General features: G+C 50.4%; 21 protein-coding genes. 12 read left to right on the forward strand and 9 right to left on the reverse strand.

The features are described 5' to 3' along the window. Positions 1 to 8: 8 nt before the first annotated feature. Entirely contained in the window at positions 9 to 1,313 is a 1,305-nt protein-coding gene (locus OIM59_RS08295) for a Na+/H+ antiporter NhaC family protein (RefSeq protein WP_299171585.1), read from the reverse strand. Between the two features lie 236 nt (positions 1,314 to 1,549). Here OIM59_RS08295 and OIM59_RS08300 point away from each other — a divergent pair, with 236 nt between their 5' ends. The 5 genes from OIM59_RS08300 to OIM59_RS08320 all read left to right on the forward strand — a co-directional run bounded on the left by OIM59_RS08300 (position 1,550) and on the right by OIM59_RS08320 (position 6,785). After that, a complete protein-coding gene (locus tag OIM59_RS08300) occupies positions 1,550 to 1,969 on the forward strand; it encodes a hypothetical protein (RefSeq protein WP_299171588.1) in 420 nt (139 codons plus the stop codon). A 152-nt stretch (positions 1,970 to 2,121) separates the two neighbouring features. Next, positions 2,122 to 2,643 carry a hypothetical protein gene (locus OIM59_RS08305; protein ID WP_303896121.1) on the forward strand — a complete coding sequence of 174 codons (522 nt, stop codon included), beginning with the start codon at positions 2,122 to 2,124 and terminating at the stop codon, positions 2,641 to 2,643. Beyond that, the gene (locus tag OIM59_RS08310; protein ID WP_299171594.1) at positions 2,627 to 3,265 is read left to right on the forward strand and encodes a DedA family protein; all 639 of its coding nucleotides are present in this window, start codon (positions 2,627 to 2,629) and stop codon (positions 3,263 to 3,265) included. Before OIM59_RS08305 ends, OIM59_RS08310 begins: the two co-directional genes overlap by 17 nt. Before the next feature lie 234 nt (positions 3,266 to 3,499). Continuing rightward, positions 3,500 to 5,152, forward strand: coding sequence for an AMP-binding protein (locus tag OIM59_RS08315; protein ID WP_299171596.1), 1,653 nt, complete (start codon positions 3,500 to 3,502; stop codon positions 5,150 to 5,152). Between the two features lie 268 nt (positions 5,153 to 5,420). Next, entirely contained in the window at positions 5,421 to 6,785 is a 1,365-nt protein-coding gene (locus tag OIM59_RS08320; protein ID WP_303896126.1) for a BACON domain-containing protein, read from the forward strand. Here the strand turns inward: OIM59_RS08320 and OIM59_RS08325 are convergent. Continuing rightward, positions 6,772 to 7,638: an AraC family transcriptional regulator gene (locus OIM59_RS08325; RefSeq protein ID WP_303896128.1), complete on the reverse strand. Its 867-nt coding sequence runs from the start codon at positions 7,636 to 7,638 to the stop codon at positions 6,772 to 6,774. The two genes, OIM59_RS08320 and OIM59_RS08325, sit on opposite strands and share 14 nt — an antisense overlap. 85 nt (positions 7,639 to 7,723) lie before the next feature. On the opposite strand from OIM59_RS08325, the gene OIM59_RS08330 reads away from it, so the two are divergent. The 3 genes from OIM59_RS08330 to OIM59_RS08340 all read left to right on the forward strand — a co-directional run bounded on the left by OIM59_RS08330 (position 7,724) and on the right by OIM59_RS08340 (position 9,972). Then, positions 7,724 to 8,677 carry a DMT family transporter gene (locus tag OIM59_RS08330; RefSeq protein ID WP_299171607.1) on the forward strand — a complete coding sequence of 318 codons (954 nt, stop codon included), beginning with the start codon at positions 7,724 to 7,726 and terminating at the stop codon, positions 8,675 to 8,677. A 67-nt stretch (positions 8,678 to 8,744) separates the two neighbouring features. Further along, positions 8,745 to 9,578, forward strand: a complete 834-nt coding sequence (gene lgt, locus OIM59_RS08335) for a prolipoprotein diacylglyceryl transferase (protein ID WP_072542700.1) — start codon at positions 8,745 to 8,747, stop codon at positions 9,576 to 9,578. After that, on the forward strand, positions 9,565 to 9,972 hold the full coding sequence (locus tag OIM59_RS08340) for a 2-amino-4-hydroxy-6-hydroxymethyldihydropteridine diphosphokinase (RefSeq protein WP_299171611.1): 408 nt from the start codon (positions 9,565 to 9,567) through the stop codon (positions 9,970 to 9,972). Before lgt ends, OIM59_RS08340 begins: the two co-directional genes overlap by 14 nt. Here the strand turns inward: OIM59_RS08340 and OIM59_RS08345 are convergent. Together OIM59_RS08345 and OIM59_RS08350 are read right to left on the reverse strand one after the other, a co-directional pair. Continuing rightward, a complete protein-coding gene (locus tag OIM59_RS08345; protein ID WP_299171614.1) occupies positions 9,939 to 10,727 on the reverse strand; it encodes a hypothetical protein in 789 nt (262 codons plus the stop codon). The genes OIM59_RS08340 and OIM59_RS08345 overlap by 34 nt on opposite strands. A gap of 136 nt (positions 10,728 to 10,863) precedes the next feature. Continuing rightward, the gene (locus tag OIM59_RS08350; protein WP_299171617.1) at positions 10,864 to 12,303 is read right to left on the reverse strand and encodes a tagaturonate reductase; all 1,440 of its coding nucleotides are present in this window, start codon (positions 12,301 to 12,303) and stop codon (positions 10,864 to 10,866) included. A gap of 298 nt (positions 12,304 to 12,601) precedes the next feature. Here OIM59_RS08350 and uxaC point away from each other — a divergent pair, with 298 nt between their 5' ends. Together uxaC and OIM59_RS08360 are read left to right on the forward strand one after the other, a co-directional pair. After that, on the forward strand, positions 12,602 to 14,005 hold the full coding sequence (uxaC, locus tag OIM59_RS08355; protein ID WP_299171620.1) for a glucuronate isomerase: 1,404 nt from the start codon (positions 12,602 to 12,604) through the stop codon (positions 14,003 to 14,005). Positions 14,006 to 14,128: 123 nt separating this feature from the next. Further along, on the forward strand, positions 14,129 to 14,935 hold the full coding sequence (locus tag OIM59_RS08360) for an MBL fold metallo-hydrolase (protein ID WP_299171622.1): 807 nt from the start codon (positions 14,129 to 14,131) through the stop codon (positions 14,933 to 14,935). Between the two features lie 99 nt (positions 14,936 to 15,034). On the opposite strand, the gene OIM59_RS08365 is transcribed toward OIM59_RS08360, so the two are convergent. From OIM59_RS08365 to OIM59_RS08375, 3 genes are all read right to left on the reverse strand, one after another. Then, on the reverse strand, positions 15,035 to 15,490 hold the full coding sequence (locus OIM59_RS08365) for a DUF4293 domain-containing protein (protein ID WP_177865267.1): 456 nt from the start codon (positions 15,488 to 15,490) through the stop codon (positions 15,035 to 15,037). A 128-nt stretch (positions 15,491 to 15,618) separates the two neighbouring features. After that, positions 15,619 to 15,954: a DNA-directed RNA polymerase subunit omega gene (locus OIM59_RS08370; RefSeq protein ID WP_022353325.1), complete on the reverse strand. Its 336-nt coding sequence runs from the start codon at positions 15,952 to 15,954 to the stop codon at positions 15,619 to 15,621. A 29-nt stretch (positions 15,955 to 15,983) separates the two neighbouring features. Further along, positions 15,984 to 16,823 (reverse strand): outer membrane protein assembly factor BamD, encoded by an 840-nt coding sequence (locus OIM59_RS08375; RefSeq protein ID WP_299171626.1) that lies wholly within the window; start codon positions 16,821 to 16,823, stop codon positions 15,984 to 15,986. Positions 16,824 to 16,973: 150 nt separating this feature from the next. Between OIM59_RS08375 and uvrB the strand changes: the two genes are divergently transcribed. Both uvrB and OIM59_RS08385 read left to right on the forward strand, forming a co-directional pair. Then, complete coding sequence (gene uvrB, locus OIM59_RS08380) at positions 16,974 to 19,013, forward strand: excinuclease ABC subunit UvrB (protein WP_299171629.1); 2,040 nt, start codon at positions 16,974 to 16,976, stop codon at positions 19,011 to 19,013. Positions 19,014 to 19,095: 82 nt separating this feature from the next. Beyond that, positions 19,096 to 20,451, forward strand: coding sequence for a sodium:alanine symporter family protein (locus OIM59_RS08385; protein WP_299171632.1), 1,356 nt, complete (start codon positions 19,096 to 19,098; stop codon positions 20,449 to 20,451). A gap of 314 nt (positions 20,452 to 20,765) precedes the next feature. Here OIM59_RS08385 and OIM59_RS08390 read toward each other — a convergent pair whose 3' ends face one another. Both OIM59_RS08390 and OIM59_RS08395 read right to left on the reverse strand, forming a co-directional pair. Then, positions 20,766 to 21,134, reverse strand: coding sequence for a hypothetical protein (locus OIM59_RS08390; protein ID WP_299171635.1), 369 nt, complete (start codon positions 21,132 to 21,134; stop codon positions 20,766 to 20,768). Positions 21,135 to 21,466: 332 nt separating this feature from the next. Next, on the reverse strand, positions 21,467 to 22,366 hold the full coding sequence (locus OIM59_RS08395; protein WP_303896139.1) for an AraC family transcriptional regulator: 900 nt from the start codon (positions 22,364 to 22,366) through the stop codon (positions 21,467 to 21,469). Positions 22,367 to 22,451: the final 85 nt, after the last annotated feature.

The following is a 22,451-nucleotide window of genomic DNA, read 5'->3' on the forward strand; positions in this document are numbered from 1 at the left end:
CCTCCAATTCAGGAATATCTGCGAGGATAACGGAACAGGATGCTCAGCAAAGCCACCGCCCCCAGGGCCATCGGATAATACAGATACCCGATGATATTGATAGGCGACAAGCCGGAAAGCTCCGCGGCAATCAACAGCTGCGCCCCGTAAGGAATGATGCCCTGTATCACACACGAGAACGTATCCAGAATACTGGCACTCTTCCGTTTGTCCACCCGGAACTGCTCAGCAATATCGTTGGCCAAGGGACCTACGGTAATGATAGCAATCGTATTGTTGGCTGTACATACATTGGCCAGACTCACCAGGGCCGCAATGCTCAGTTCCGCCCCCCGCTTGCCCTTCACATGCTTGGTAAGCCGGTGCAGCACATAATCCACTCCTCCGTTGAAACGAATCAGTTCCAGCATGCCTCCCGCCATCAGGGTCACGATAATCAGTTCGCCCATGCCTGTCATGCCTTTTCCCATGGCCCCGAACCAGCCGAACACATCGAAGGCACCGTAAACCATCCCCACAATGCCCGTGGCCACCAGCCCCAACAGCAAGACCAGCAACACATTCATGCCGACCACTGCCGTACCGAGCACAATCAGGTAAGGAATCACCTTTACCCACTCCACATGAGGAATATCCTGTACCACCTCAATATGGCTACCGTAAATGATATAGTAGATAAAGACAAGCAAGGCTGCCGGAAAAGCAATCAGCGAATTCACCCGGAACTTGTCGCGCATCACACACCCCTGCGTACGGGTCGCTGCAATCGTGGTATCGGATATAAAGGAAAGGTTGTCGCCAAAGAAGGCACCACCCACCACCACGGCCGTCATGAACACCACGCTGACATCCGTCTTGGCCGCAATACCTGCCGCCACCGGCACCAGTGCCACGATGGTTCCCACCGACGTACCGATAGAGAGGGAAATAAAACACGCGGCCAGAAAAATGCCCGCCAACAGCAAGTTGTCCGGAAGCAGGCGCAAGGTCAGATTCACCGTGGCGTCAATCGCTCCCATGGCCTGGGCCGACTGGGCAAAAGCTCCCGCCAGAATGAAAATCCAAATCATCAGCATGATGTTCTTGTTGGCTGCCCCCGTGGAATACTGAATCAGCCGGTCGTTCAAGCTCAATCCCTTCGTGGTGGCCACGGCATAAATGGACGATACCATGAAAGCCACGGTGATAGGAATCTTGTAGAAATCGTTGATAATCAGGGAGGTCACCAGATACAGGCATAAAAACACCACCAGCGGACTCAAGGCCCACGCATTGGGTTTGTTCACAATGGGAGTCAGTTTCTGAAAATTCATTCTTCTTTCGCTACTAATTTTTAATTGACGACAAAGGTACGCATTTTTCATTACTTTCCCGCCGGCAGAATCACCATTCTGAAAACATTTCCGCCAAACACTCTCTCATCCGCTTTGTTTTCAATCCATTCGCTGTGCTAAAAGACGAAAAAACAGAAGAAAAAGGAAATTTACAACTCCTGTTTTGGGCATATAAGAATATTACCTATATTTGCGTAGTCATCAGGAGAAGAGGTATGAAACGGACAATGTTTAAAATAATGCTGTTGCTTGCTGTCATCTTTATGAAAATAGAGACGACAACGGCCGACTCATTCCGTCATACCAGCCATCATGTAACTTCTTCAACCACAATGTCAGTTTCCACAGATACTGACGAAACGTTCCATTTCATTCATGCCGCTTTAGACAAGACCCATGATTTGTTCAGCACCCTCACCCACCACCATTCGCTTGGTAAGGAACTGGAAAAGCGTATCCAACGCCTCAATGAACAAAACATCCACTTCTCTCTTCGTCTATTGCTATACTATCATTCCCTGCGAGAAGGAGGATTGTTGAAGGACAAGGAATGTCTTTTTCCTTCCAATCTTATCCATTGTGTGATTCCCTCATGCGAATACTACATATTTGCCATGAGAAGGATTCTCATTTAGCCGTTTTATAAGGTTTATTATTTTTCATTCCGGTGCAGCACGTATCGGAACGAAATGCTTCTTGCTTCACCTCATGAATGCAAGACAAGAACGTATTGTCCCATTTTCTTAAACAAAACTTTATAAAATTATCCATCACAAAAAACGAACTTATGGAAATATTCAACTTATCCAAATCCTATCCGACTCAGGATATCCGGAAACAAACTCATCTGTCCCTTATCGTTCTCTCCGTAGGCATGCTGGCCGTCGGACTCAGCCTGTTCTTCTTGCCCAAAAGCCAATCTGAGTCTAATATGAACGCATTGAGAATCATTCTCGGCATCCTGCTGACTGGTGCTTCACTCTACTTTCTAGGCTTCCGCACCCGCTATCTGGCATACGCGGAAACAGGCAGCCGTATCTACAAACGGCATTTCAACTGTCCCAAGGAGCAGCTCTCCCGCTTACGGGAACACCTGGCCGACTATTGTTCGCTGCCTGAAACCGCGCTGGAGAAGAACCGCCTGTACCTGGTTCTCGTACATTCAAAAGACCAACAATACGCTGCGTTCCAGGTATTGTCGTATGCCTCTTTCTTGTATGAACCCGTCACGGAACTGTGTTGCCTGAAAGGAAAAGACGCTTCCACATTCCTACAAAAACTGCATGCCGCCCATGGACTTTTTGATTGACTTCCTCCTGCATGTCGACCAGCACCTGATGGAGTTCATGCAAGCCTACCATCTGTGGACGTATGCCCTCTTGTTTCTAATTATTTTTTGTGAGACCGGACTTGTAGTCCTGCCATTCCTCCCCGGAGACTCCCTACTTTTTGTCTCCGGGGCCATGGCCTCCCTGCCAGGTACTCCCCTGCACATCAGCCTGCTGCTTCTAGTACTGTTCGTGGCAGCCGTACTAGGCGACTCGTGCAACTACCTGCTGGGGCAACGTTTCGGGGAAAAGCTATTCAACCGGCCCGATTCCAGATTGTTCCGCCAAAGCCACCTGGAAAAGACCCATGCCTTTTTCCAGCAACATGGCAAAAAGGCCGTCCTCATCGCCCGCTTCGTGCCTGTGGTCCGCACATTCACCCCCTTCGTAGCCGGAATGGGGAGGATGCACTACCCCTGCTTCATGGGCTACAATGTGGCAGGAGCAGCCGTCTGGGTTCTTCTGTGCTGTCTTTCCGGCTATTTTTTCGGAAACCTTCCTTTTGTACAGAAGCACCTCAACCTGCTGTTATACGGTATCGTGCTGATTTCGCTCAGTCCGGCTCTTATCGAGTTCTTACGCATAAAATTTAAACGCACTTAAAACATCTGCTGTACGCTTCGCAGGGGAATCATTCGCGAACGAATGAGAATGAAGGTTTTGGCCATTCCCCTGCAAGCGGACTGCTGGCAGCCAAGAGGGATACAAACAGTATGATAAAGAAAAGAAAAATGTCCTAAAAGTCGGAATTTCGTAAAAAAAGGAAGCCACATAGGTAAAGTTCTATCAACTTTTATTACTTTTGCGCACATTGTGTCAAACATTGTGCAATTTGAAATGGAAATACAAGACAGTTTCATACAGCTTGTGGAAGAGAGCATCCGCGCCAACTGGGACCGTGATGCACTGACAGACTACAAAGGAGCTACCCTGCAATACAAGGACGTAGCAAGAAAGATAGAGAAAATGCATATCCTGCTCGAACGGGCAGGCATCCGGAAGGGAGACAAAATCGCGCTGTGCGGGCGCAACAGTGCCAACTGGACAGCCACTTTCTTAGGAGTGGTCACCTACGGGGCGGTAGCCGTTCCCATTCTCCATGAATTCAAGGCCGATAACGTGCACCACATCGTCAACCATTCGGAAGCCCGCATGCTTTTCGTGGGCGACCAGGTGTGGGAGGAGTTCAACGAAGCGGCCATGCCGAACCTGGAGGGAATCATCGAGCTGAAGAATTTCGACCTGGTGGTGTCACGCTCGGAACAGCTCACGTATGCCCGTGAGCACCTGAACGAGGAATTCGGCAAGAAATATCCCTGCCGTTTCCGTGCCGAACAGGTGTCCTACCGCCGGGAAGAGCCGGAAGAACTGGCTGTCATCAACTACACCTCGGGCACTACGGGCTATTCCAAAGGGGTGATGCTGCCCTACCGGAGCATCCTTTCCAACATCGTACACATCCATCACAAGGTGGGACTGAAGGCGGGCGACAGTATCGTGTCCATGCTTCCGCTGGGACATATCTTCGGACTGGTGTTCGATTTTCTTTACGGCATCACCGTGGGCGCACACTTGTGGTTCCTCACCCGCATGCCGAGTCCGAAAATCATTGCCGAATCGTTTGCCGTCATCCGTCCGCGGGTCATTGCCTGCGTGCCGCTCATCGTGGAGAAGATTTTCAAGAAGAACATTCTGCCGAAGGTGGACAACCGGCTGGGCAAGCTGCTGCTGAACCTGCCCATCATCAGCGACAAAATCAAGGAACAAATCCGTCAGCAGGCCATGGAGGTGTTCGGCGGGAATTTCATCGAAATTGTGGTGGGAGGTGCCCCGTTCAACGCCGAAGTGGAGGCCTTCCTGCGGAAAATCAATTTCCCCTACACCATTGCCTACGGCATGACGGAATGCGCCCCGCTCATCTGCCACAGCCGCTGGGATGAGATTCTGTACACTTCATGCGGAAAGACAGTGGCCAACATGGAGACGAAAGTGCTCTCCGACAATCCGGAGCGTGTGCCCGGGGAACTGGTGTGCCGCGGCATGAACGTGATGCTGGGCTACTACAAAAATGAGGCTGCCACCGCACAGACCATCGACAAGGACGGCTGGCTGCACACAGGCGACATGGCCATCAAGGATGCCGATGGGAACATCTTCATCAAGGGACGCTGCAAAAACATGCTGCTCACGGCTTCGGGACAGAACATTTATCCGGAAGAAATCGAGGCACGCCTCAACAACATGCCGTATGTGAACGAATCGCTGGTCATCCTGAAAGACAACAAACTGGTGGCCCTGATTTATCCGGACATTGACGACGCGCTTTCTCACGGACTGAGCAAACAGCAGCTGGAAGTAGCCCTCGACCAGAACCGCATCGAACTGAACAAGGTGCTGCCGGCGTATGCGCAGATCACGCACGTGAAACTGTACCCGGAAGAGTTCGAAAAAACGGCCAAGAAGAGCATCAAGCGCTTCCTGTACCAGTAAGAAACATCCTGAAAAAGAAGACCTTGCGAATATTCCAAAAACGCAAGGACGTTTCAGATAAAACACAAGTACGTTTCAAGTAAAATGTACTTGCGTTTTAAGTCAAACGCAAAGGCGTTTTATTCCAAACGCACTTGCGTTTTTTTATGCCCTTTTTTACGCTTTGAAAACTTTCAGGAGACCGTGGAAATCACGGTTTCCGGTGAAAAAAAGTATTTTCCAATACCCTACCTTTGCCGCATAAATCTTAAAAACTAATTTCTCTTTTATGAAAACTTGGATTCCCCTGATGCTGTCTGCAGCCCTATTATGCGGGGCATGCAGCAATGAAAACGAAGACAAAGGAAAAACGCTCCAGCTGACAGAAGGTACCTCACCCACCTTGGTGCTCGACTCGAAAACATCGGCCGACACCCAGGAGCAGATTAAGTTTACCGCCACTTCCGCCTGGACGGCCTGGATTAAGGCGGCTACCGACCAACGGAATGGAGGCAGCGAGGTGGACTGGCTCACGCTCAGTGCCTACAGCGGTCCAGCCGGTGAGCAGAGCCTCACGCTGACCATCTCTCCCAACACAGGCACCACGAGCCGGAAGGCCGTGATTACCATCGAATGTGGAGGCCAGTCGCTCACCATTACCGTGGAACAGGCCGGCAGTGACAGCTCAGAAGGGGTAACAACCACCAAGCTGGTAAAGGAAGTGCGTTGCACTGCAAACTGGCAGCGGGATGCCCTGACAGATAGCAGCCCTACCTCGGAAGTGACGGTCTGGCAATTCAGCTACGACGCTCAGAACCGAATGACGGGTACTCTTATCCAACAAGCAAACAAGAAAGTAGAACGTACCTTTACCTATACCGCTGAGAATGAAATCACGCTGGATGAAAAAGAAATCGACGGTTCATATTCGTATGACACCCGCTACCTCATCCAACTGAACGAAGCCGGCAATGCCACAAGCATTCTCCATGATGACAAGGAAACGGGCAATTACAAACCGTATATCAATTTCACTTATACTGACGACGGACGGCTGGCACAGATGAAAGACGCCAATGCCGGAGAGGAAGCCTCGGTATACACGTTCACGTATGCAGACGGCAAGCTGGCTTCTTTTGAATATTATAACGGAAAATACACAGGTGATAATTATTCTTATACCTTTGACGCCGCCACCGATTTCGTCCACCAGTACCCCAACCACGGTCCCATCGACATCATGGGCTATCTGCTAGAAGACGATGACTTTAATTTCGCATTCCATCTCGGACGCATGGGAAATACGGGAGACTGCCTGCCTGAACATTTTGCAGGACAAACCATGAATCAGTGGAGCGGCACACAGAAAGCCTATCCGACTCCGAATGTAACAGTACATGAGTCATCCAAGTATATCCGGGAAGTTCAAAAACCTAGCGACCTTAATTATACGTTCGACAACGAACAGAACCTGCAGTCTATTCTTGTCAAAGACTACTTCGAGGTCGTGACACGGGAATATGACGTGGTGGTAGGTGCGGAACTGATTGACCCCAAAAATCCGGACAGGGGATATCAATACGAAGAAAAGAACGTGAAGGAAACCACCAAAGAGGCCTACGACACGCTTACTTTCGAGATTACTTACAACTGATGCCCGCCGGCTTCGGGGCATGCGCTTTCCGGTAGTCCATGGGAGTCATCCCGTGGTGCTGCCGGAAAAGCTTGCTCAGGTAGCAGGAGTCGATGTATCCCATCCGGCTGGCTATCTCCTTCACACTCATGCGGGTGCCCGTAAGCAACTCTTCCACCCGCTTCAGGCGGTTCTTGGAAACATAAAGCCGGAAATCCTCGCCGAAATTCCGCTTGAAGAAACGTCCGATGTAGGTGGGCGACAACTGAAAGCGGGCGGCCAGCGCTTCCAGACGGAGCTCATCGGGCTGGTCGATATGCTGTTCGATGTAGAGCAGCAGGTTCCGGGCCTTGTCTCCTTCCGGTCCCACGCCCGTCTCCGTAGCATCCAGTCCACGGGCAGCCAGCAGGATGAGGCTGTTCACATAGTTCGACAAAAGCATTTCGGACAAGGCACGCTTGCCGGAGGCTTCTTCCACCAGCAGTTCCATGAGCCGACGGATGGCTTCACGGTCGGCCGCAGCCGGCTGCATCCGGAACCCCGACTGCACCTCGAGCGCGCGCCCCACGTAATGGCCGATGCTGTCGAACACATAATTCTCCGTAAAGCGGATAAACACATAACGGCTGTGCGTGCGGATGGTGTACACGTGTATCCGGCTGGGCGGAATCAGGAAGAGGTCGCCCGCTTCGTAGGTATGACACTCCCGCTCGCTTCCCACCGTATGGGCACAGAAAGTGCCGCTCCCCTCCAGAATATAGGCCATCTCAAAAAACGAGTGCTGGTGCTCCCCGATTGGAAATTCATCGTGCTCCCTCAAAAGAATCTCCACCTGCTGATACAGATTTTCCTTCCACATAGTCGTATTCTTCATGATTATAGCACAAAAATACAATATTAATCCCTCACTCCTTCCTAACTTTGCAGCGTTTTTTGAAAATAATTAAGACACAGACTATATGGAAAAATTTAGCTGGAAAGGACATGCTTCCATGCTGGGAGCCAATACAATGTGGGGACTGATGTCGCCCATGTCCAAACTGCTGATGGCCGGAGGGGCCGTCACACCGCTGGTCGTTACGGACTTGCGTATCGGAGGAGCCATGGTATTGTTCTGGATTGCCTCCCTGTTTCAGAAACCGGAGCACGTGAACCACAAGGACTTGATTACGCTGTTTTTCGCTTCCCTGTTTGCCATCGTGTTCAATCAGGGTTCGTTTATTTTCGGCGTGAGCCTGAGCTCGCCGGGCGATGCGTCCATCATCACTACAAGCATGCCGCTCTGGGCCATGGTACTGGCTGCCTTCATCCTGAAAGAACCGATTACCGGAAAGAAGGTGCTGGGTATTGCCTGCGGTGCGGGAGGTGCCTTGCTGCTTATCCTGGGAAGCAGTCAGAACCAGCCGGCTGCTTCTTCTGCCAGCCACACGGCCATCTGGGGAGATTTGCTGGTGTTGTTCGCCCAGTTCTGCTATGCCTTCTATATCGTGCGCTTCAAGGACTTCGTAAACAAATATTCGCTCATCACCATCATGAAGTGGATGTTCACCTATTCCTTCATCTGCACACTCCCCTTCTCGGCCCGCGACCTGATGAATGCCGACTGGACCGGACTGCAGGCCACTGAAATCGGCAGCCTTATCTTCATCGTGGTAGGGGCCACCTTCATCAGTTACATGCTGATTGTGGTGGGCCAGAAGAACCTACGTCCGACGGTAGCCGGCATGTACAACTACATCCAGCCGCTGGTAGCCTGCATCGTAGCCGTATGCTGGGGCATGGATTCCTTCAACCTGACGAAAATCATTGCCGTGGTACTGATTTTCGGTGGGGTCTATCTGGTTACTTCCAGCCGCAGCCGGAAGGAAATGGAAGCCTATCAGCAAGCTCAATCTGCAGAAGAAAATTCGTAAACGTCTTTTTCATTCGCATATTCCCTCATTTTTCCTTACCTTTGCTCCGATTCTAAAAAAGGGAAAAATGAGGGAATTACTTTATATACACTGGAACCCGGACCCGGCCTTGTTTCACCTTGGAGGGTTTACGCTCCGATGGTACAGCGTGTGCTGGGTTATCGCCATTCTGAGCGGCACACAAGTGGTCTACCGTCTGTACAAACAGAAAGGGCTTCCGCTGGATACGTTTCAAACCCTGTTCACTTACAGTTTCATCGGAATCTTTGCCGGAGCACGACTGGGGCACTGTCTCTTTTATGACCCACAGTATTTCCTGAGCCATCCGCTGGAAATCATCCTTCCGGTTCACTTCCTGCCGCAAGGGGGATGGGTGTTCACCGGATATGCCGGACTGGCCAGCCACGGTGGTACTCTGGGACTGATTCTGGCCTTGGTCCTTTTCTGCCGGAAAACGAAAATTCATTTTCTTGATATCCTCGACATGATGGGTATCGCGGCTCCTTTGGGGGCCGGATTCATCCGTCTGGCCAACCTGATGAACTCTGAAATCATCGGCATGCCCACGAATGTGCCTTGGGCCTTCGTCTTCGAACGTGTGGACATGCAGCCCCGCCATCCGGCCCAGCTCTACGAGGCATTGGCGTATTTCGTCTTCTTCCTGATTATGCTGGCCGTCTACCGGACACGGAAAGACCGTGTGCAGAAAGGATTTTATTTCGGTCTGTGCATCACCCTGATTTTCACCTTCCGTTTCTTCGTGGAATTCCTGAAGGAAAGACAAGTGGACTTTGAGAATGCTCTTCCGATAGACATGGGACAGATTCTGAGCCTCCCTTTCATTGCCGTAGGATTGTATTTTGTATTCCGTAAAGCACATACCCGTCATGCCCGAAACTGATGTATCTCATACCTGCCTGCTCTGCATGGGCTCCAACCTGGACGCCCGGCTTCACCTGAAGAATGCGGAAGAGTCGCTGCAACGGCTTTTCCCGGGAATTGAATGGGGGGAAATCGTGGAGACACAACCGGAAAGGATGAGCAACCCGCAACCGTTTCTGAACCGGGCGGCCCGTTTTCATACCTCACTGGCCATGACGGAGGTACGGAACTTACTGAAAGAAATCGAACAGACCAACGGCCGGACTCCCCAAAGCAAGGAGGAAGGACGCATCCCCCTCGACATCGACTTGCTGACCTACGACCAGCAGGTGCTCAAACCCTTGGACTTGAAAAAAGAATACGTACGCCGGGCCTTCCTTCACGCCAGCTTCACATATCCCAGCCGGGTATAGCGTACCCCGTGTGATTCATAGTGCGACATCACCTTGGCCGACAGCAGATGCAGGAACTGTTGTGGCTCAATCGCCCGACTGCGACAACTCAGCACATTGGGACTCAGGCTACGGGCACGGGCCTTGACAAGAAACGTGAAACGGTTGCCGTCGCGGTCGGCCGCCAATACGTTCTGGTCGACAAAAAAATCAGGTTTATAAGTATCTACCTGCAACCGCACGTGAAGCACCGTCACCTGCAAATCTTTCAATGTATCGCCCACCTCCCGCACAAACCGGCTGACGGAGGCGATACGCGGCTTGCGCACGGTCAGTTCAAAGTGTACCACGGCAAAACGTTTGGCCAGTTCCACCGTACGTTCATACCGCGGATTGTGAGGCTCAAACTTGTTGGCCAGCCAAAGTATATACGAAGGGTCGATATAATATATCTCCGCCAAATGTTTTCCCTTGTATTTGCCGAAAGGCATCAAATCGTCCAGAAGGCCGTAATACGGTTCAAACCGTTCATTTTCGGCTGTTTCCAACCTCACATTACAGTTCTGCAACATCGAGAAGGCACGGGCCGAAGCCGCATCCAACGTCACGCCCAGCGTACGGACAAAGAGATAGGACGGAGGAGAAAGAAATTCGCGCCACAGCGCATAATACGGGCGATACTCGGTCGCCATGCTGATAAGATAGGCTCCATTGTCACGCGTGCGTCCACGATTGAAAAGCTCCAATTCCTTTTGTACTTGTGCGGTGATTTCCATACCTGCCTCCTGCTTTGAAGGCAAGATATAAAAAAAGAATCGAAAATGCAAGTTTATACAAACAAAACGGGAGGAAACGGCCCTTTATCTGCCTTTCCTCCCGTCAAGATGAATATGGAATTCTAACAATTAATTGTCAAAGAATGGCCTTCACCGTTTCCAGCATGCCTTTCTCCTGAATGCTGTCAAGGTCTTTCTTCACGGCTTCCTTCAGCCCCGGAATCAGGTTCAGGTCTTCGCCCCAGATAGAAGTGGCCCCCAGTACACCTTCCGCAATCTTGGCCGTATCGCCCGTAGCCCACAGCTGTTTCAGCAAATCCATGATTTCCGGTGCGTCGTTGGGGACAATTTCAGCCCCATCGGCACGTACACCTCCTTTATAGTAAGTGATGATGGCAGCCAGTCCCAGTACCAGTCCTTCGGGCAGTTTGCCCTTACGCTGCAAGTACGTTTTCAGTCCGGGCAGGTCACGTGTCTGGTATTTCGGGAAGGAATTCAGCATGATGGAAGTCACCTGATGGTCTACAAACGGATTGTTAAAGCGTTCCAGCACGTCTCGTGCAAATTTCTCCAGCTCCTCTTTCGGCAGGTTCAAAGTTTCCATCAATTCGTCGAACATCACCTTATGGATGAACTTGCCGACCACCGGATGCTGGCAGGCATCGCGCACAATATTGATGCCGGAAAGGTATGCCACTGGAGAGAGTACGGTATGCGGACCGTTCAGCAAGGTCACCTTCCGTTCATGGTACGGTGCTTCCGACGGTACGAACAGCACGTTCAGTCCGGCCTTGTCGGCAGGGAATTCGGCGGCAACTTCCTTCGGTGCCTCGATGACCCACAAATGGAAGATTTCGGCCTGTACCACCATGTTGTCGTCATATTGCAACTTTTCCTTGATGGCATCGATGTCCTTGCGCGGGAATCCCGGTACGATACGGTCGACCAGCGTGGCATATACACCGCAAGCCTTTTCAAACCAGTTTTTGAAGCCGTCGCCAAGATTCCAAAGTTCGATGTACTGGTAGATGGTTTCCTTCAGCTTGTGCCCGTTCAGGAAAATCAGTTCACACGGGAAGATAATCAGCCCTTTCGACATATCGCCCTGGAAGGTCTGATAGCGATGATACAAAAGCTGTGTCAGTTTTCCGGGATAGGATGAAGCCGGCGCATCGTCCAGCTTGCAGGAAGGGTCGAAGGCAATGCCCGCTTCCGTCGTATTGGAAATCACGAAACGCATCTCGGGTTGTTCGGCCAGTCTCAGGAAATCCTGGAACTGGTGGTAAGGATTCAGGGCACGGCTGATGACGTCAATCATCGTCAGGCTGTTCACAGACTCTCCTTTTTCCAGTCCCTGCAGGTTGACATGGTACAGGCAATCCTGAGCGTTCAGCTTGTCAATCATTCCCTTTTCGATGGGCTGTACCACTACCACGCTGCTGTTGAAGTCGGCCTTTTCGTTCATGTTGTAAATAATCCAGTCCACAAATGCACGGAGGAAATTCCCTTCACCAAACTGGATGATTCTTTCCGGACGGACCGTCTTATGGGCGGTCTCTTTGTTCAATGCTTTCATACTATATCTTTAATTCACAAAATTGTTTCTTTTTGGCTCATTCACGAAAGGGGTAGGTACACGGCTGGAAAAGACATTCCTATAAACATCTATTTTTCAATTAATTAGATTTTCCTCGGCAACATTAAATTTCATAAATGAGTGTTGCAAAGGTAATAAATATTTTGTTATTCCAAAGAAAATTTCTACTTTCGTGTTCGATAACGGAAGGGCAATCGATATTTTATGTTGCCCAACATAAATAAATTGTAACCTGCCGATTAAATACAACCCTACAAACATTAAAAACACATTCGTCATGAAGAAATTTATGGATGAAAACTTCCTGTTGCAGACTGAAACCGCGCAGGAACTATATCACAACCATGCGGCTAAGATGCCTATCATCGACTACCACTGTCACCTGAGTCCGAAAATGGTGGCCGACGATTACCAGTTCAAGTCTATCACCGAAATCTGGCTGGGAGGTGACCACTATAAATGGCGTGCCATGCGAAGCAACGGTGTGGCTGAACGTTATTGCACCGGCGATGCCTCCGACTGGGAAAAGTTCGAAAAATGGGCAGAGACCGTTCCCTACACGCTCCGTAACCCATTGTACCACTGGACGCACCTGGAACTGAAAACAGCTTTTGGCATCGACAAGATTCTGAATCCGTCTACCGCCCGCGAAATCTTTGACGAATGCAATGCCAAACTGGCTACTCCGGAATATTCCGCCCGCAACCTGATGCGCCGTTACCATGTGGAAACGGTATGTACTACCGACGACCCGGTGGATTCACTGGAATACCACATCGCTACCCGTGAAAGCGGCTTTGAAATCAAGATGCTGCCCACTTGGCGTCCGGACAAGGCCATGGCTGTGGAAGTACCTGCCGATTTCCGTGTCTACGTGGAAAAACTGAGCGAAGTGAGCGGCGTCAGCATCTCCAGCTTCGATGACATGGTAGAGGCCCTGCGCAAGCGTCATGCCTTCTTCGCCGCACAAGGCTGCAAGCTGTCCGACCACGGTATCGAAGAGTTCTACGCGGAAGACTATACGGATGCCGAAATCCGCACCATCTTTAACAAGGTATATGGTGGTACCCCGCTGACCCACGAAGAAATCCTGAAGTTCAAGTCGGCCATGCTGGTGGTATTCGGTGAGATGGACTGGGAAACCGGCTGGACACAACAGTACCACTACGGAGCCATCCGCAACAACAACACAAAGATGTTCAAGCTGATTGGTCCCGACACAGGTTTCGACTCCATCGGCGAATTCAACACTGCCAAGTCCATGTCGAAATTCCTCGACCGCCTGAACACGGAAGGCAAACTTACCAAGACCATCCTCTACAACCTGAACCCTTGTGCCAACGAAGTGATTGCCACCATGCTGGGCAACTTCCAGGACGGCACGATACCGGGCAAGATTCAGTTCGGTTCGGGCTGGTGGTTCCTCGATCAGAAAGACGGCATGGAGAAACAGATGAACGCACTTTCCCTGCTGGGGCTGTTGAGCCGCTTTGTGGGCATGCTCACCGACTCCCGTTCATTCCTCTCCTATCCGCGTCATGAATATTTCCGCCGTACACTCTGCAACCTGCTGGGCAAGGACGTGGAAAACGGTGAAATTCCGGTCAGCGAAATGCCGCGCGTACAGCAGATGGTGGAAGACATCAGCTACTACAACGCCAAGAACTTCTTCCAGTTCTGACCAATCACAAGCTGAAAAAACATACTATAATCCATTTCAAGGCCGTTCCTTTCGGGACGGCCTTATTTGATTTCTGCCTTTTTTTCTGTATCTTTGCGTTCCTTTAGCAAAAAAGAAAAAGAGATGAAAGTACAGTTCATGAGTCTGGCAAGCGGAAGCAGCGGCAATTGCTACTACCTGGCTACCGACCACACCGCCATATTGATTGATGCCGGCATTGGCATCCGCACCATCAAAAAAGTGTTCAAAGACCGTATGCTAAACCTGGAAGGCATACAAGGCGTACTCGTCACCCACGACCATGCCGACCACATCAAAGCGGTCGGCCACCTGGGAGAACGGCACGGACTTCCGGTCTACACTACCCACGAAATACATGAGGGCATGCGCCACAGCTACTGCATGACCGAACGGCTGAGTCCGGAACGCATGCATTTCATCCGGAAAGAAGAAAGCTTCACACTGGGCGATTTCCACATCACCTGCTTCGAGGTGCCCCACGACGGTACCGACAATGTGGGCTACTGCATCACGGCCGGCGACAAGACCTTCTCTTTCCTGACCGACATCGGACACATCACCCCCACGGCGGCACGCTACATCCAGCAGAGCAACTACCTGATTATGGAAGCCAATTACGACGACACCATGCTGAAGATGGGGCCTTACCCCCAGCACCTGAAGGAACGCATTGCCGGATCCAACGGACACATGAGCAACCACGAAATGGCCGACTACCTGAGCAAGCATTTCCCCAAAGGACTGAAATACCTGTGGCTCTGCCACCTGAGCAAGGACAACAATCATCCGGAGCTGGCCTTCAAGACCGTAGAGCTGGCCTTCCGTCAGGAAAATATTCTGGTAGGCAAAGACGTGGAAGTCATCCCGTTGAGACGTACCAGCCCTTCCGAGATGTATGTCTTTGAATAGCAGTTTTCCAAAGATACCGACAGAAAAAACGAGATGCGCCCTCTTTCCCGAAGCAGGAAGAAGGGCGCATCTCGTTTCAAATATATCGCCACGCCTGTATCAGCGCAGTCTTTCGTAAGCCTTTACCAGCATCTCGTCCTTGCCGATGGCACGGATGGCCAGCCAGTTCAGAATGATGCTCACCAGCGGCAGGCAGACCGTCCACGAAGGCATGAAACTGTAGTCATCGAAAGCCTTGTCCGGATTCACCACAAAATAAGTCAGCACCAGATAATACCCCACCAATACGATGGTGTTGAAAATCGTGAGACGGATTTGCAGCATCCGCTTCCGGTACAAGAAAATCGTCACCAGCGCCACTACGGCCACCACCGTCAGCACGGCGAACAACGCCCACGGCGTATAGTTCACATTGCCGTCCGGAAGCATGTAGGAAAGGTTTGTCATTTCACAAATATTCTTGTCTGTATAGAAACTTCCTACGGAAGCAGACATCATCACCACCATCAGGATGGCTACTATCAGCAAATAAACTGTCTGTATTCTCTGTATCATAATTCAATCGTCAAAAAAGAGGTTCTCAAAAATAAATGTCATTCTGAGGGCGACGGTTCCTGCCGGATGCGCTCAGAATGACAAGCCCAAATGCGCGTGCGCATTCAATCAATTCGTTCCAATAAGGATTACTGCAATTTTTCTTTTTCCTTTGCAGGGTTTCTATAGTAAACCTTTCCTTCGATGTACTCCTGCGTGGCAATCAATGTCGGTTTCGGGAGTTTTTCGTAATAGCGAGAGATTTCAATCTGCTCTCTGTTTTCAAACACCTCTTCCAGATTATCGTTGTAAGAAGCAAACTCCTGTAATTTCTTGGAGAGGTCATTCTTCATCTCTGCAGCAATCTGGTTGGCACGTTTGCCGATGATAGCTACTGTTTCATAGATATTGCCTGTGTCCTCACAGAGTTCCATCAAATTACGAGTAACGGTAGTTGTAGGAGCGTTTGTCTTTTTGTAATCCATAATTCCTTATTTATAATTATAAACGTTTATTATTCATCTTCATCCGTGGAAACATACTTGCTGACATCGGCATAAATAGTCTCCACCTCCTTCATATATTTACTTTCCGGAAATTCATTCTTGAACGCATAATATTCGTCCACAGTCTCGCGCATACGGTCTTCCCGTTTTTCGAGCACACTCTCCTTGGCCATGTGATATTTGGCACGGAGAATCAGGATAGAAAGGTCTTCCCGCATCTTTGTGTAAGGATATTCCTTCAACACGTTCTGCGCCGTCACAATAGCCGCCAGATAGTTGTTACCCGTACTGCTGTACACCGCATTTCCGGAATAAGAACCCAAATCGTAATACAGTTTCGCAGAAAGATATTCCTTCTCTACCAGCTTATCCTGCAATTCAAAAATCATATTCTGAGCCAGTTCCTTCCGGTCGCTCGTCGGGAAGTACTCCAGAAACATCTGCAATTCCTGAATAGCCTTGTAAGTGCTGCTCTGGTCCAGACGAGGTTCCGGCGTGTCAAGATACAGCGCCTTTCCGCTGAAGAAACGCGCCAGTTCCGTATAAGTACCGCGCGGATAAGTCGTGTAGTAAGTATTAAAATAATGTGAAGCCGTCACATAGTCCCCCTGATTATAATAAGTCATCGCAAGCATATACAAAGACTCTTCTCCGTTGGACGTACCTTTCAGGATAGGAATCAGCTCTTCCAGAATGGTAGCCGCACGCGAATTCTGTCCCTTGGCAAAATAACTCTTTGCCGCTTCGTATTTGTATTCGTAGTCAGTGCTTTTCAGCACCTTATTATACTCTCCGCAGGAAGATAAGATTCCGGCAGAAAGGAGGGCCATTGCAATGTATTTCTTCATATTTATCAAGATAGTTGCGCAAAATTACTCTTTTCCAGCGAATAATCCAACTCCAAGGCGTTTTTTAATGTAATTTTTCAGGACGGGCAAAGGGATGTATAAAATAATATGTAATTTTACATCCGTTTTCAATTAGCTATTCCTGTTTTCATGAATTTCGAACTGATATCCGACTACCAGCCCACCGGCGACCAGCCGGAAGCCATCGCCCAGCTGACCGAAGGCGTCAAACAGCACGTGCCTGCACAGACTCTGCTGGGAGTCACCGGGTCTGGAAAGACCTTCACCATTGCGAATGTCATCAAGAACGTCAACAAACCGACCCTGATTCTGAGCCACAACAAGACGCTGGCGGCACAGCTCTACGGCGAGTTCAAGAACTTCTTCCCGCACAATGCCGTGGAATATTACGTGTCTTATTACGATTATTACCAGCCGGAGGCATACATCCCTTCGACCGACACCTATATAGAAAAGGATCTGGCCATCAACGAGGAAATCGACAAGCTGCGGCTGGCGGCCACTTCTGCCCTGCTTTCGGGACGGAAGGATGTCATTGTGGTGTCGTCCGTGTCGTGCATCTACGGTATGGGAAACCCGGCAGATTTCTACAACAACGTCATTGACATCAAGAAGGGGAAACTGTTGGACCGCAACGTGTTCCTGCGCCGGCTGGTGGACAGTCTGTACGTGCGCAACGACATCGAACTGAACCGCGGAAACTTCCGGGTGAAGGGGGATACGGTGGACATCTCACTGGCCTATACCGACAGTGTACTCCGGGTGATGTTCTGGGACGACGAGATAGACGGCATCGAGGAGATAGACCCCATTTCGGGCCATCGCCTCGGCACGTTCGACGAATACAAGATTTATCCGGCCAACCTCTTCATGACGACCAAGGAGAGCACGCTCCGGGCCATCCACCAGATTGAAGATGACCTGACAAAACAGGTGGCCCACTTTGAGGAAATAGGAAAACCCTACGAAGCCAAGCGCCTGTATGAACGGGTGACGTACGACATGGAGATGCTGCGCGAACTGGGACATTGCTCGGGCATCGAGAACTACTCACGCTACTTTGACGGACGCGAACCGGGCACCCGCCCTTACTGCCTGCTCGACTTCTTTCCGGAGGATTTCCTGATTGTCATCGACGAAAGCCACGTCAGCGTGCCACAGATACGGGCCATGTATGGCGGCGACCGGGCCCGCAAGACGAACCTGGTGGAATACGGATTCCGTCTGCCGGCAGCCATGGACAACCGTCCGCTTACGTTCGAGGAATTCCAGCAGATGGCCAAGCAGGTGATTTATGTGAGTGCGACCCCGGCAGAGTACGAACTGCAACAGAGTGAGGGCATCGTGGTGGAACAGGTAATCCGTCCCACCGGACTGCTGGACCCGGTCATCGAGGTACGCCCCAGCCTGAACCAGATAGACGACCTGATGGAGGAAATACAGCAGCGCATCGAAAAGGAGGAACGTGTGCTGGTCACCACCCTGACCAAGCGCATGGCAGAGGAACTGACGGAATACCTGCTCAACAACGGCATCCGCTGTGCCTATATCCACAGCGACGTGGACACGCTGGAGCGCATCAAAATCATGGACGACCTGCGGCAGGGTATCTACGACGTGCTGGTAGGTGTGAACCTGCTGCGTGAGGGACTCGACCTGCCGGAAGTGTCGCTGGTGGCCATTCTGGATGCCGACAAGGAAGGTTTCCTGCGGTCGCACCGCTCGCTCACCCAGACGGCCGGACGTGCCGCCCGCAACGTGAACGGAAAAGTCATCATGTATGCCGACCATATCACGGACAGCATGCGGCAGACCATCGACGAGACCAACCGCCGGCGGGAAAAACAGCTGGCCTACAACGAGGCCCACGGCATCACGCCGAAACAGATTACGCGCTCGCGCAACAACGCCCTGCTCGATATCGAACGGTCTTCTTCCGCGACAGAAAGCAAGCCGAAGGCTCCCAAGGCTTATACCGAAACGGAGGCCCAGCTGCATGCAGCAGCCGACCCCGTGGTACAGTATATGACGAAAGACCAGTTGCAGAAAAGCATCGACCGCACCCGCAAGCTCATGCAGGAAGCGGCCAAGAAACTGGACTTCATCGAAGCGGCACAATACCGCGACGAGTTGCTCCGCATGGAGGAACTTTTGAAAGAAAAATCCTGACTCTACATTCATTTCTGTCACATTTTTATGTGTTTTGATTTATTATTCATACTTTTGCAAACAAAATCAAGACAAACAGAAAATGGAACAGATTACGAAGATTGTACAGGAAATCAGTTCGTTCTTATGGGGATGGCCCATGATTATCCTGCTTTTGGGTACGCATCTTTACCTGACCATCCGGTTGCGTTTCCCGCAGTTGCACATTCTCAAAGCCCTGCGGCTTTCCGTCAGCAAGGACCGGGAAGCCGGCGGCGACGTCAGCCAGTTCGGGGCACTGGCCACTTCACTGGCGGCCACCATCGGTACGGGTAATATCATCGGAGTGGCCACTGCCGTGGCGCTGGGCGGACCAGGCGCCGTGTTCTGGTGCTGGCTCACAGGTGTTTTCGGGATGTCCACAAAATATGCCGAAGGATTGCTGGCTGTGAAATACCGGGTCAAAAACAAATCGGGCGAAATGATTGGCGGACCGATGTACGCGTTGGAACGCGGACTGGGCATGAAATGGCTGGGCATCCTGTTCTGTATCTTCACCGCATTGGCTGCTTTCGGTATCGGCAACACGGTGCAGGCCAATTCCATTTCCTTGCTACTCCATGAATCCTACGGAGTATCTACTCACCTGACGGGAGTAGTAATGAGCGTCCTGACTGCGCTTGTGGTGATTGGTGGCGTAAAAAGTATCGCCAAAGTGTGCATGGGACTTGTTCCGCTCATGGCCCTCCTCTATGTGGCAGGCTGCATTTATATTCTGATAGTGAACCACGCATATCTGGGTGCTTCCGTCCGGCTCATTCTGGAATCGGCTTTCTCGGCCCGCGCGGCAGGAAGCGGTTTCGTGGGCACCACGGTGATGATGGCAGCCCGCTACGGCATTGCACGGGGACTTTTTTCCAATGAATCGGGACTGGGCTCTGCTCCTATCGTGGCTGCTGCCGCCCAGACACGCAACCCGGTGCGCCAAGCGCTGGTTTCTTCCACGGGTACCTTCTGGGATACGGTAATCATCTGCGCCCTGACCGGACTGGTGCTGGTAAGCAGCATCCTGGCCTATCCGGACATCGACTACACAAGCGACGCAGCCCTGACCAAGATGGCCTTCGCGAAAATTCCCTATATCGGTACCCCCATCCTGTCATTCGGCATCGTGACTTTCGCTTTCAGCACCATTCTGGGCTGGACGTACTACTCGCAAAAGGCGATGGAATACTTGGGAGGGCGGAAAATTATGCTGGCCTACCGGCTGGTGTGGATTGTAATGGTGTATGTAGGTTCCGTAGTCAATCTGTCCCTCGTGTGGAACTTTGCGGATGTAGCCAATGCCCTCATGGCCATCCCAAACCTCATCTCCCTGCTTCTGCTCTCGGGTGTTATCGTCAGCGAAACCCGGAAATATCTCTGGAACGACCGCTTGAATGACTATCACGAGGAATGAGATGGACCTCCCAAACAGAGAAATTGTCCATAAAAAAAACGCACTTGCGCTTCCCTGAAAACGTACTTACGTTTTACTTCAAACGCACTTACGTTTTACCTGAAACGTACTTGCGTTTTGAATCAAATGCACTTGCGTTTTTCTCAGTCTCTGTCCTACACTACCCCACTCCTGCACTAACAAACAGAAACACAACAGCTTAGAAAACACATATTAGAAAAGCCATTTTTGGGGAAGGATACGCAAGGAAATAAAAAACCCCGAAGAACTCCTGCAAGTCTCCGGGGCGGAAAAGGTCAAAATATTTCTTTATTTTATTTTGCTTCGTTCAAGTCGATACCTTTATTGCGCAGTGTCATGGCCATCAGACGTACGTAGTTTGAATACTGCTTTTCGTCCAGTGTCTGCTTCATCAGCTTCAAGTTACCATAGACTGCCTTACGGACTTTTTCCTTATTGTCAGTCTTTGAAGCGTTGGCGCGAGTCATTTCCTGTTCAAAGTAGTCGCAGATATCAGCCACCTTCTCGTGCTGAGTAGATGACAGGTTCAGATACTGAGTCAGTTTAGACTTGTTGATTGAACCGTTCCACTTCTGTGCGTTGTTGTTTTCGTTCACACCTTCTGCAAACATAGAAACTGAAAATGCCAATGCGGCTACCAATGTTAATCCTAATCTTTTCATACCTTTAAAATCTTTTACCTAAAAACTTTGTTACCTAAATAATTCTCTAGTTTAGCTCGAGCTATTTCTTTTTACCGATGCAAAGATAAGAACATGTTGAACAACACAAAAACAAACTAAAGAAAAAATCGCTCACCCCCTATCATTTATTGACGTATATCAAGAAAGGAGTGTCAAAATGAACAAATTCTTCACACTTTTGTAATATAAAGCTGCATTTATCATCCAATTCCGAGCCAATCTGCAAAAACTGGGACGAATTCTTGCTCCCGATGCGGAATCCACCGGATACACCGAACTGTTCCTATGGAAGAATACCGGAAGCCTGTTTGTCAGGACCGCAGCCTCTGACAGTATTCCGACGGAGTGACACCCTCCTGCTTTTTGAACATACGGCTGAAATGCTGGGAATATTCGAAACCAAGGCGCTCCGCCACCTGGGATACGGTTTCTCCGGCAGCAAGCCCGTTTTTGGCAAGCCGGACAACAAACCGACGGATATGGTTGCTCGCCGTGTCACCAGTAGTCTTTTTGATGACATCGCCGAAGTAATTGGGCGACATGCAAAGCTTGTCCGCGCAATACTGTACGGTGGGCAGCCCTAAGCGCAGTTGGAGTTTATCCTCAAAATAGCTGTGCAGCAGCCGGTCGAAACGCACGAGAATATCGGAATTTTCAATCTTTCGAGTGATAAACTGGCGATTGTAGAAACGTTGGCAGAAGTTGAGTGCCAGTTCAATGTAACCTACGAGGATGGCGTTTTGAAGTTCATCTGGCTTCTTTCCGAGTTCTTCACGCATTTGCCGCATCAGGGAAACAAGGATGTCATGCTCCTCGGCAGTCATATGCAAGGCTTCATTGACACGATAATCAAAGAAAGAATAATCTTTGATGTGCTTCTCCAACGAAAAGCCGTGCAACAGGTCGGGATGAAAAAGAAGCGCCCAACCGGTAATCTCCACCCTCTCCCCATTGTCTTCCTTACCTCCCACCTGTCCGGGGGCCACGCAGAGCAACGTACCTTTATGATAATCATACCTGCCACAACCGTAATCCAGTTCCACGTTGGCATCGTCACGCAGGAAAAGCCCGTACACGCTGTAGTTGTTCAGGCTGTGGCGTATGGGCGACACCTCCGCATAGTCTATCACGCAGACCCACGGATGAGGTCCGGGGCACCCGAGGTAACTGCTGTAATCGTTTACATTCTTTACTTTCAATATCTTGCTCATCTTCCTTCCAATCACACTGAAACAAAGATAAAACATTTCATCCACAATATCTTAAACAAAGAGGAAAATACGGAAAAAAGAAAAG

This window comes from Bacteroides mediterraneensis, from assembly GCF_025993685.1.
Lineage (GTDB): Bacteria > Bacteroidota > Bacteroidia > Bacteroidales > Bacteroidaceae > Phocaeicola > Phocaeicola mediterraneensis_A.

What these genes read in the sequence shown, in the direction of transcription:
- OIM59_RS08295 (WP_299171585.1), bottom strand. Translation starts at nt 1,313, where the DNA reads ATGAATTTTCAGAAACTGACTCCCATTGTGAACAAACCCAATGCGTGG.
- OIM59_RS08300 (WP_299171588.1), top strand. Translation starts at nt 1,550, where the DNA reads ATGAAACGGACAATGTTTAAAATAATGCTGTTGCTTGCTGTCATCTTT.
- OIM59_RS08305 (WP_303896121.1), top strand. Translation starts at nt 2,122, where the DNA reads ATGGAAATATTCAACTTATCCAAATCCTATCCGACTCAGGATATCCGG.
- OIM59_RS08310 (WP_299171594.1), top strand. Translation starts at nt 2,627, where the DNA reads ATGGACTTTTTGATTGACTTCCTCCTGCATGTCGACCAGCACCTGATG.
- OIM59_RS08315 (WP_299171596.1), top strand. Translation starts at nt 3,500, where the DNA reads ATGGAAATACAAGACAGTTTCATACAGCTTGTGGAAGAGAGCATCCGC.
- OIM59_RS08320 (WP_303896126.1), top strand. Translation starts at nt 5,421, where the DNA reads ATGAAAACTTGGATTCCCCTGATGCTGTCTGCAGCCCTATTATGCGGG.
- OIM59_RS08325 (WP_303896128.1), bottom strand. Translation starts at nt 7,638, where the DNA reads ATGAAGAATACGACTATGTGGAAGGAAAATCTGTATCAGCAGGTGGAG.
- OIM59_RS08330 (WP_299171607.1), top strand. Translation starts at nt 7,724, where the DNA reads ATGGAAAAATTTAGCTGGAAAGGACATGCTTCCATGCTGGGAGCCAAT.
- lgt (WP_072542700.1), top strand. Translation starts at nt 8,745, where the DNA reads ATGAGGGAATTACTTTATATACACTGGAACCCGGACCCGGCCTTGTTT.
- OIM59_RS08340 (WP_299171611.1), top strand. Translation starts at nt 9,565, where the DNA reads ATGCCCGAAACTGATGTATCTCATACCTGCCTGCTCTGCATGGGCTCC.
- OIM59_RS08345 (WP_299171614.1), bottom strand. Translation starts at nt 10,727, where the DNA reads ATGGAAATCACCGCACAAGTACAAAAGGAATTGGAGCTTTTCAATCGT.
- OIM59_RS08350 (WP_299171617.1), bottom strand. Translation starts at nt 12,303, where the DNA reads ATGAAAGCATTGAACAAAGAGACCGCCCATAAGACGGTCCGTCCGGAA.
- uxaC (WP_299171620.1), top strand. Translation starts at nt 12,602, where the DNA reads ATGAAGAAATTTATGGATGAAAACTTCCTGTTGCAGACTGAAACCGCG.
- OIM59_RS08360 (WP_299171622.1), top strand. Translation starts at nt 14,129, where the DNA reads ATGAAAGTACAGTTCATGAGTCTGGCAAGCGGAAGCAGCGGCAATTGC.
- OIM59_RS08365 (WP_177865267.1), bottom strand. Translation starts at nt 15,490, where the DNA reads ATGATACAGAGAATACAGACAGTTTATTTGCTGATAGTAGCCATCCTG.
- OIM59_RS08370 (WP_022353325.1), bottom strand. Translation starts at nt 15,954, where the DNA reads ATGGATTACAAAAAGACAAACGCTCCTACAACTACCGTTACTCGTAAT.
- OIM59_RS08375 (WP_299171626.1), bottom strand. Translation starts at nt 16,823, where the DNA reads ATGAAGAAATACATTGCAATGGCCCTCCTTTCTGCCGGAATCTTATCT.
- uvrB (WP_299171629.1), top strand. Translation starts at nt 16,974, where the DNA reads ATGAATTTCGAACTGATATCCGACTACCAGCCCACCGGCGACCAGCCG.
- OIM59_RS08385 (WP_299171632.1), top strand. Translation starts at nt 19,096, where the DNA reads ATGGAACAGATTACGAAGATTGTACAGGAAATCAGTTCGTTCTTATGG.
- OIM59_RS08390 (WP_299171635.1), bottom strand. Translation starts at nt 21,134, where the DNA reads ATGAAAAGATTAGGATTAACATTGGTAGCCGCATTGGCATTTTCAGTT.
- OIM59_RS08395 (WP_303896139.1), bottom strand. Translation starts at nt 22,366, where the DNA reads ATGAGCAAGATATTGAAAGTAAAGAATGTAAACGATTACAGCAGTTAC.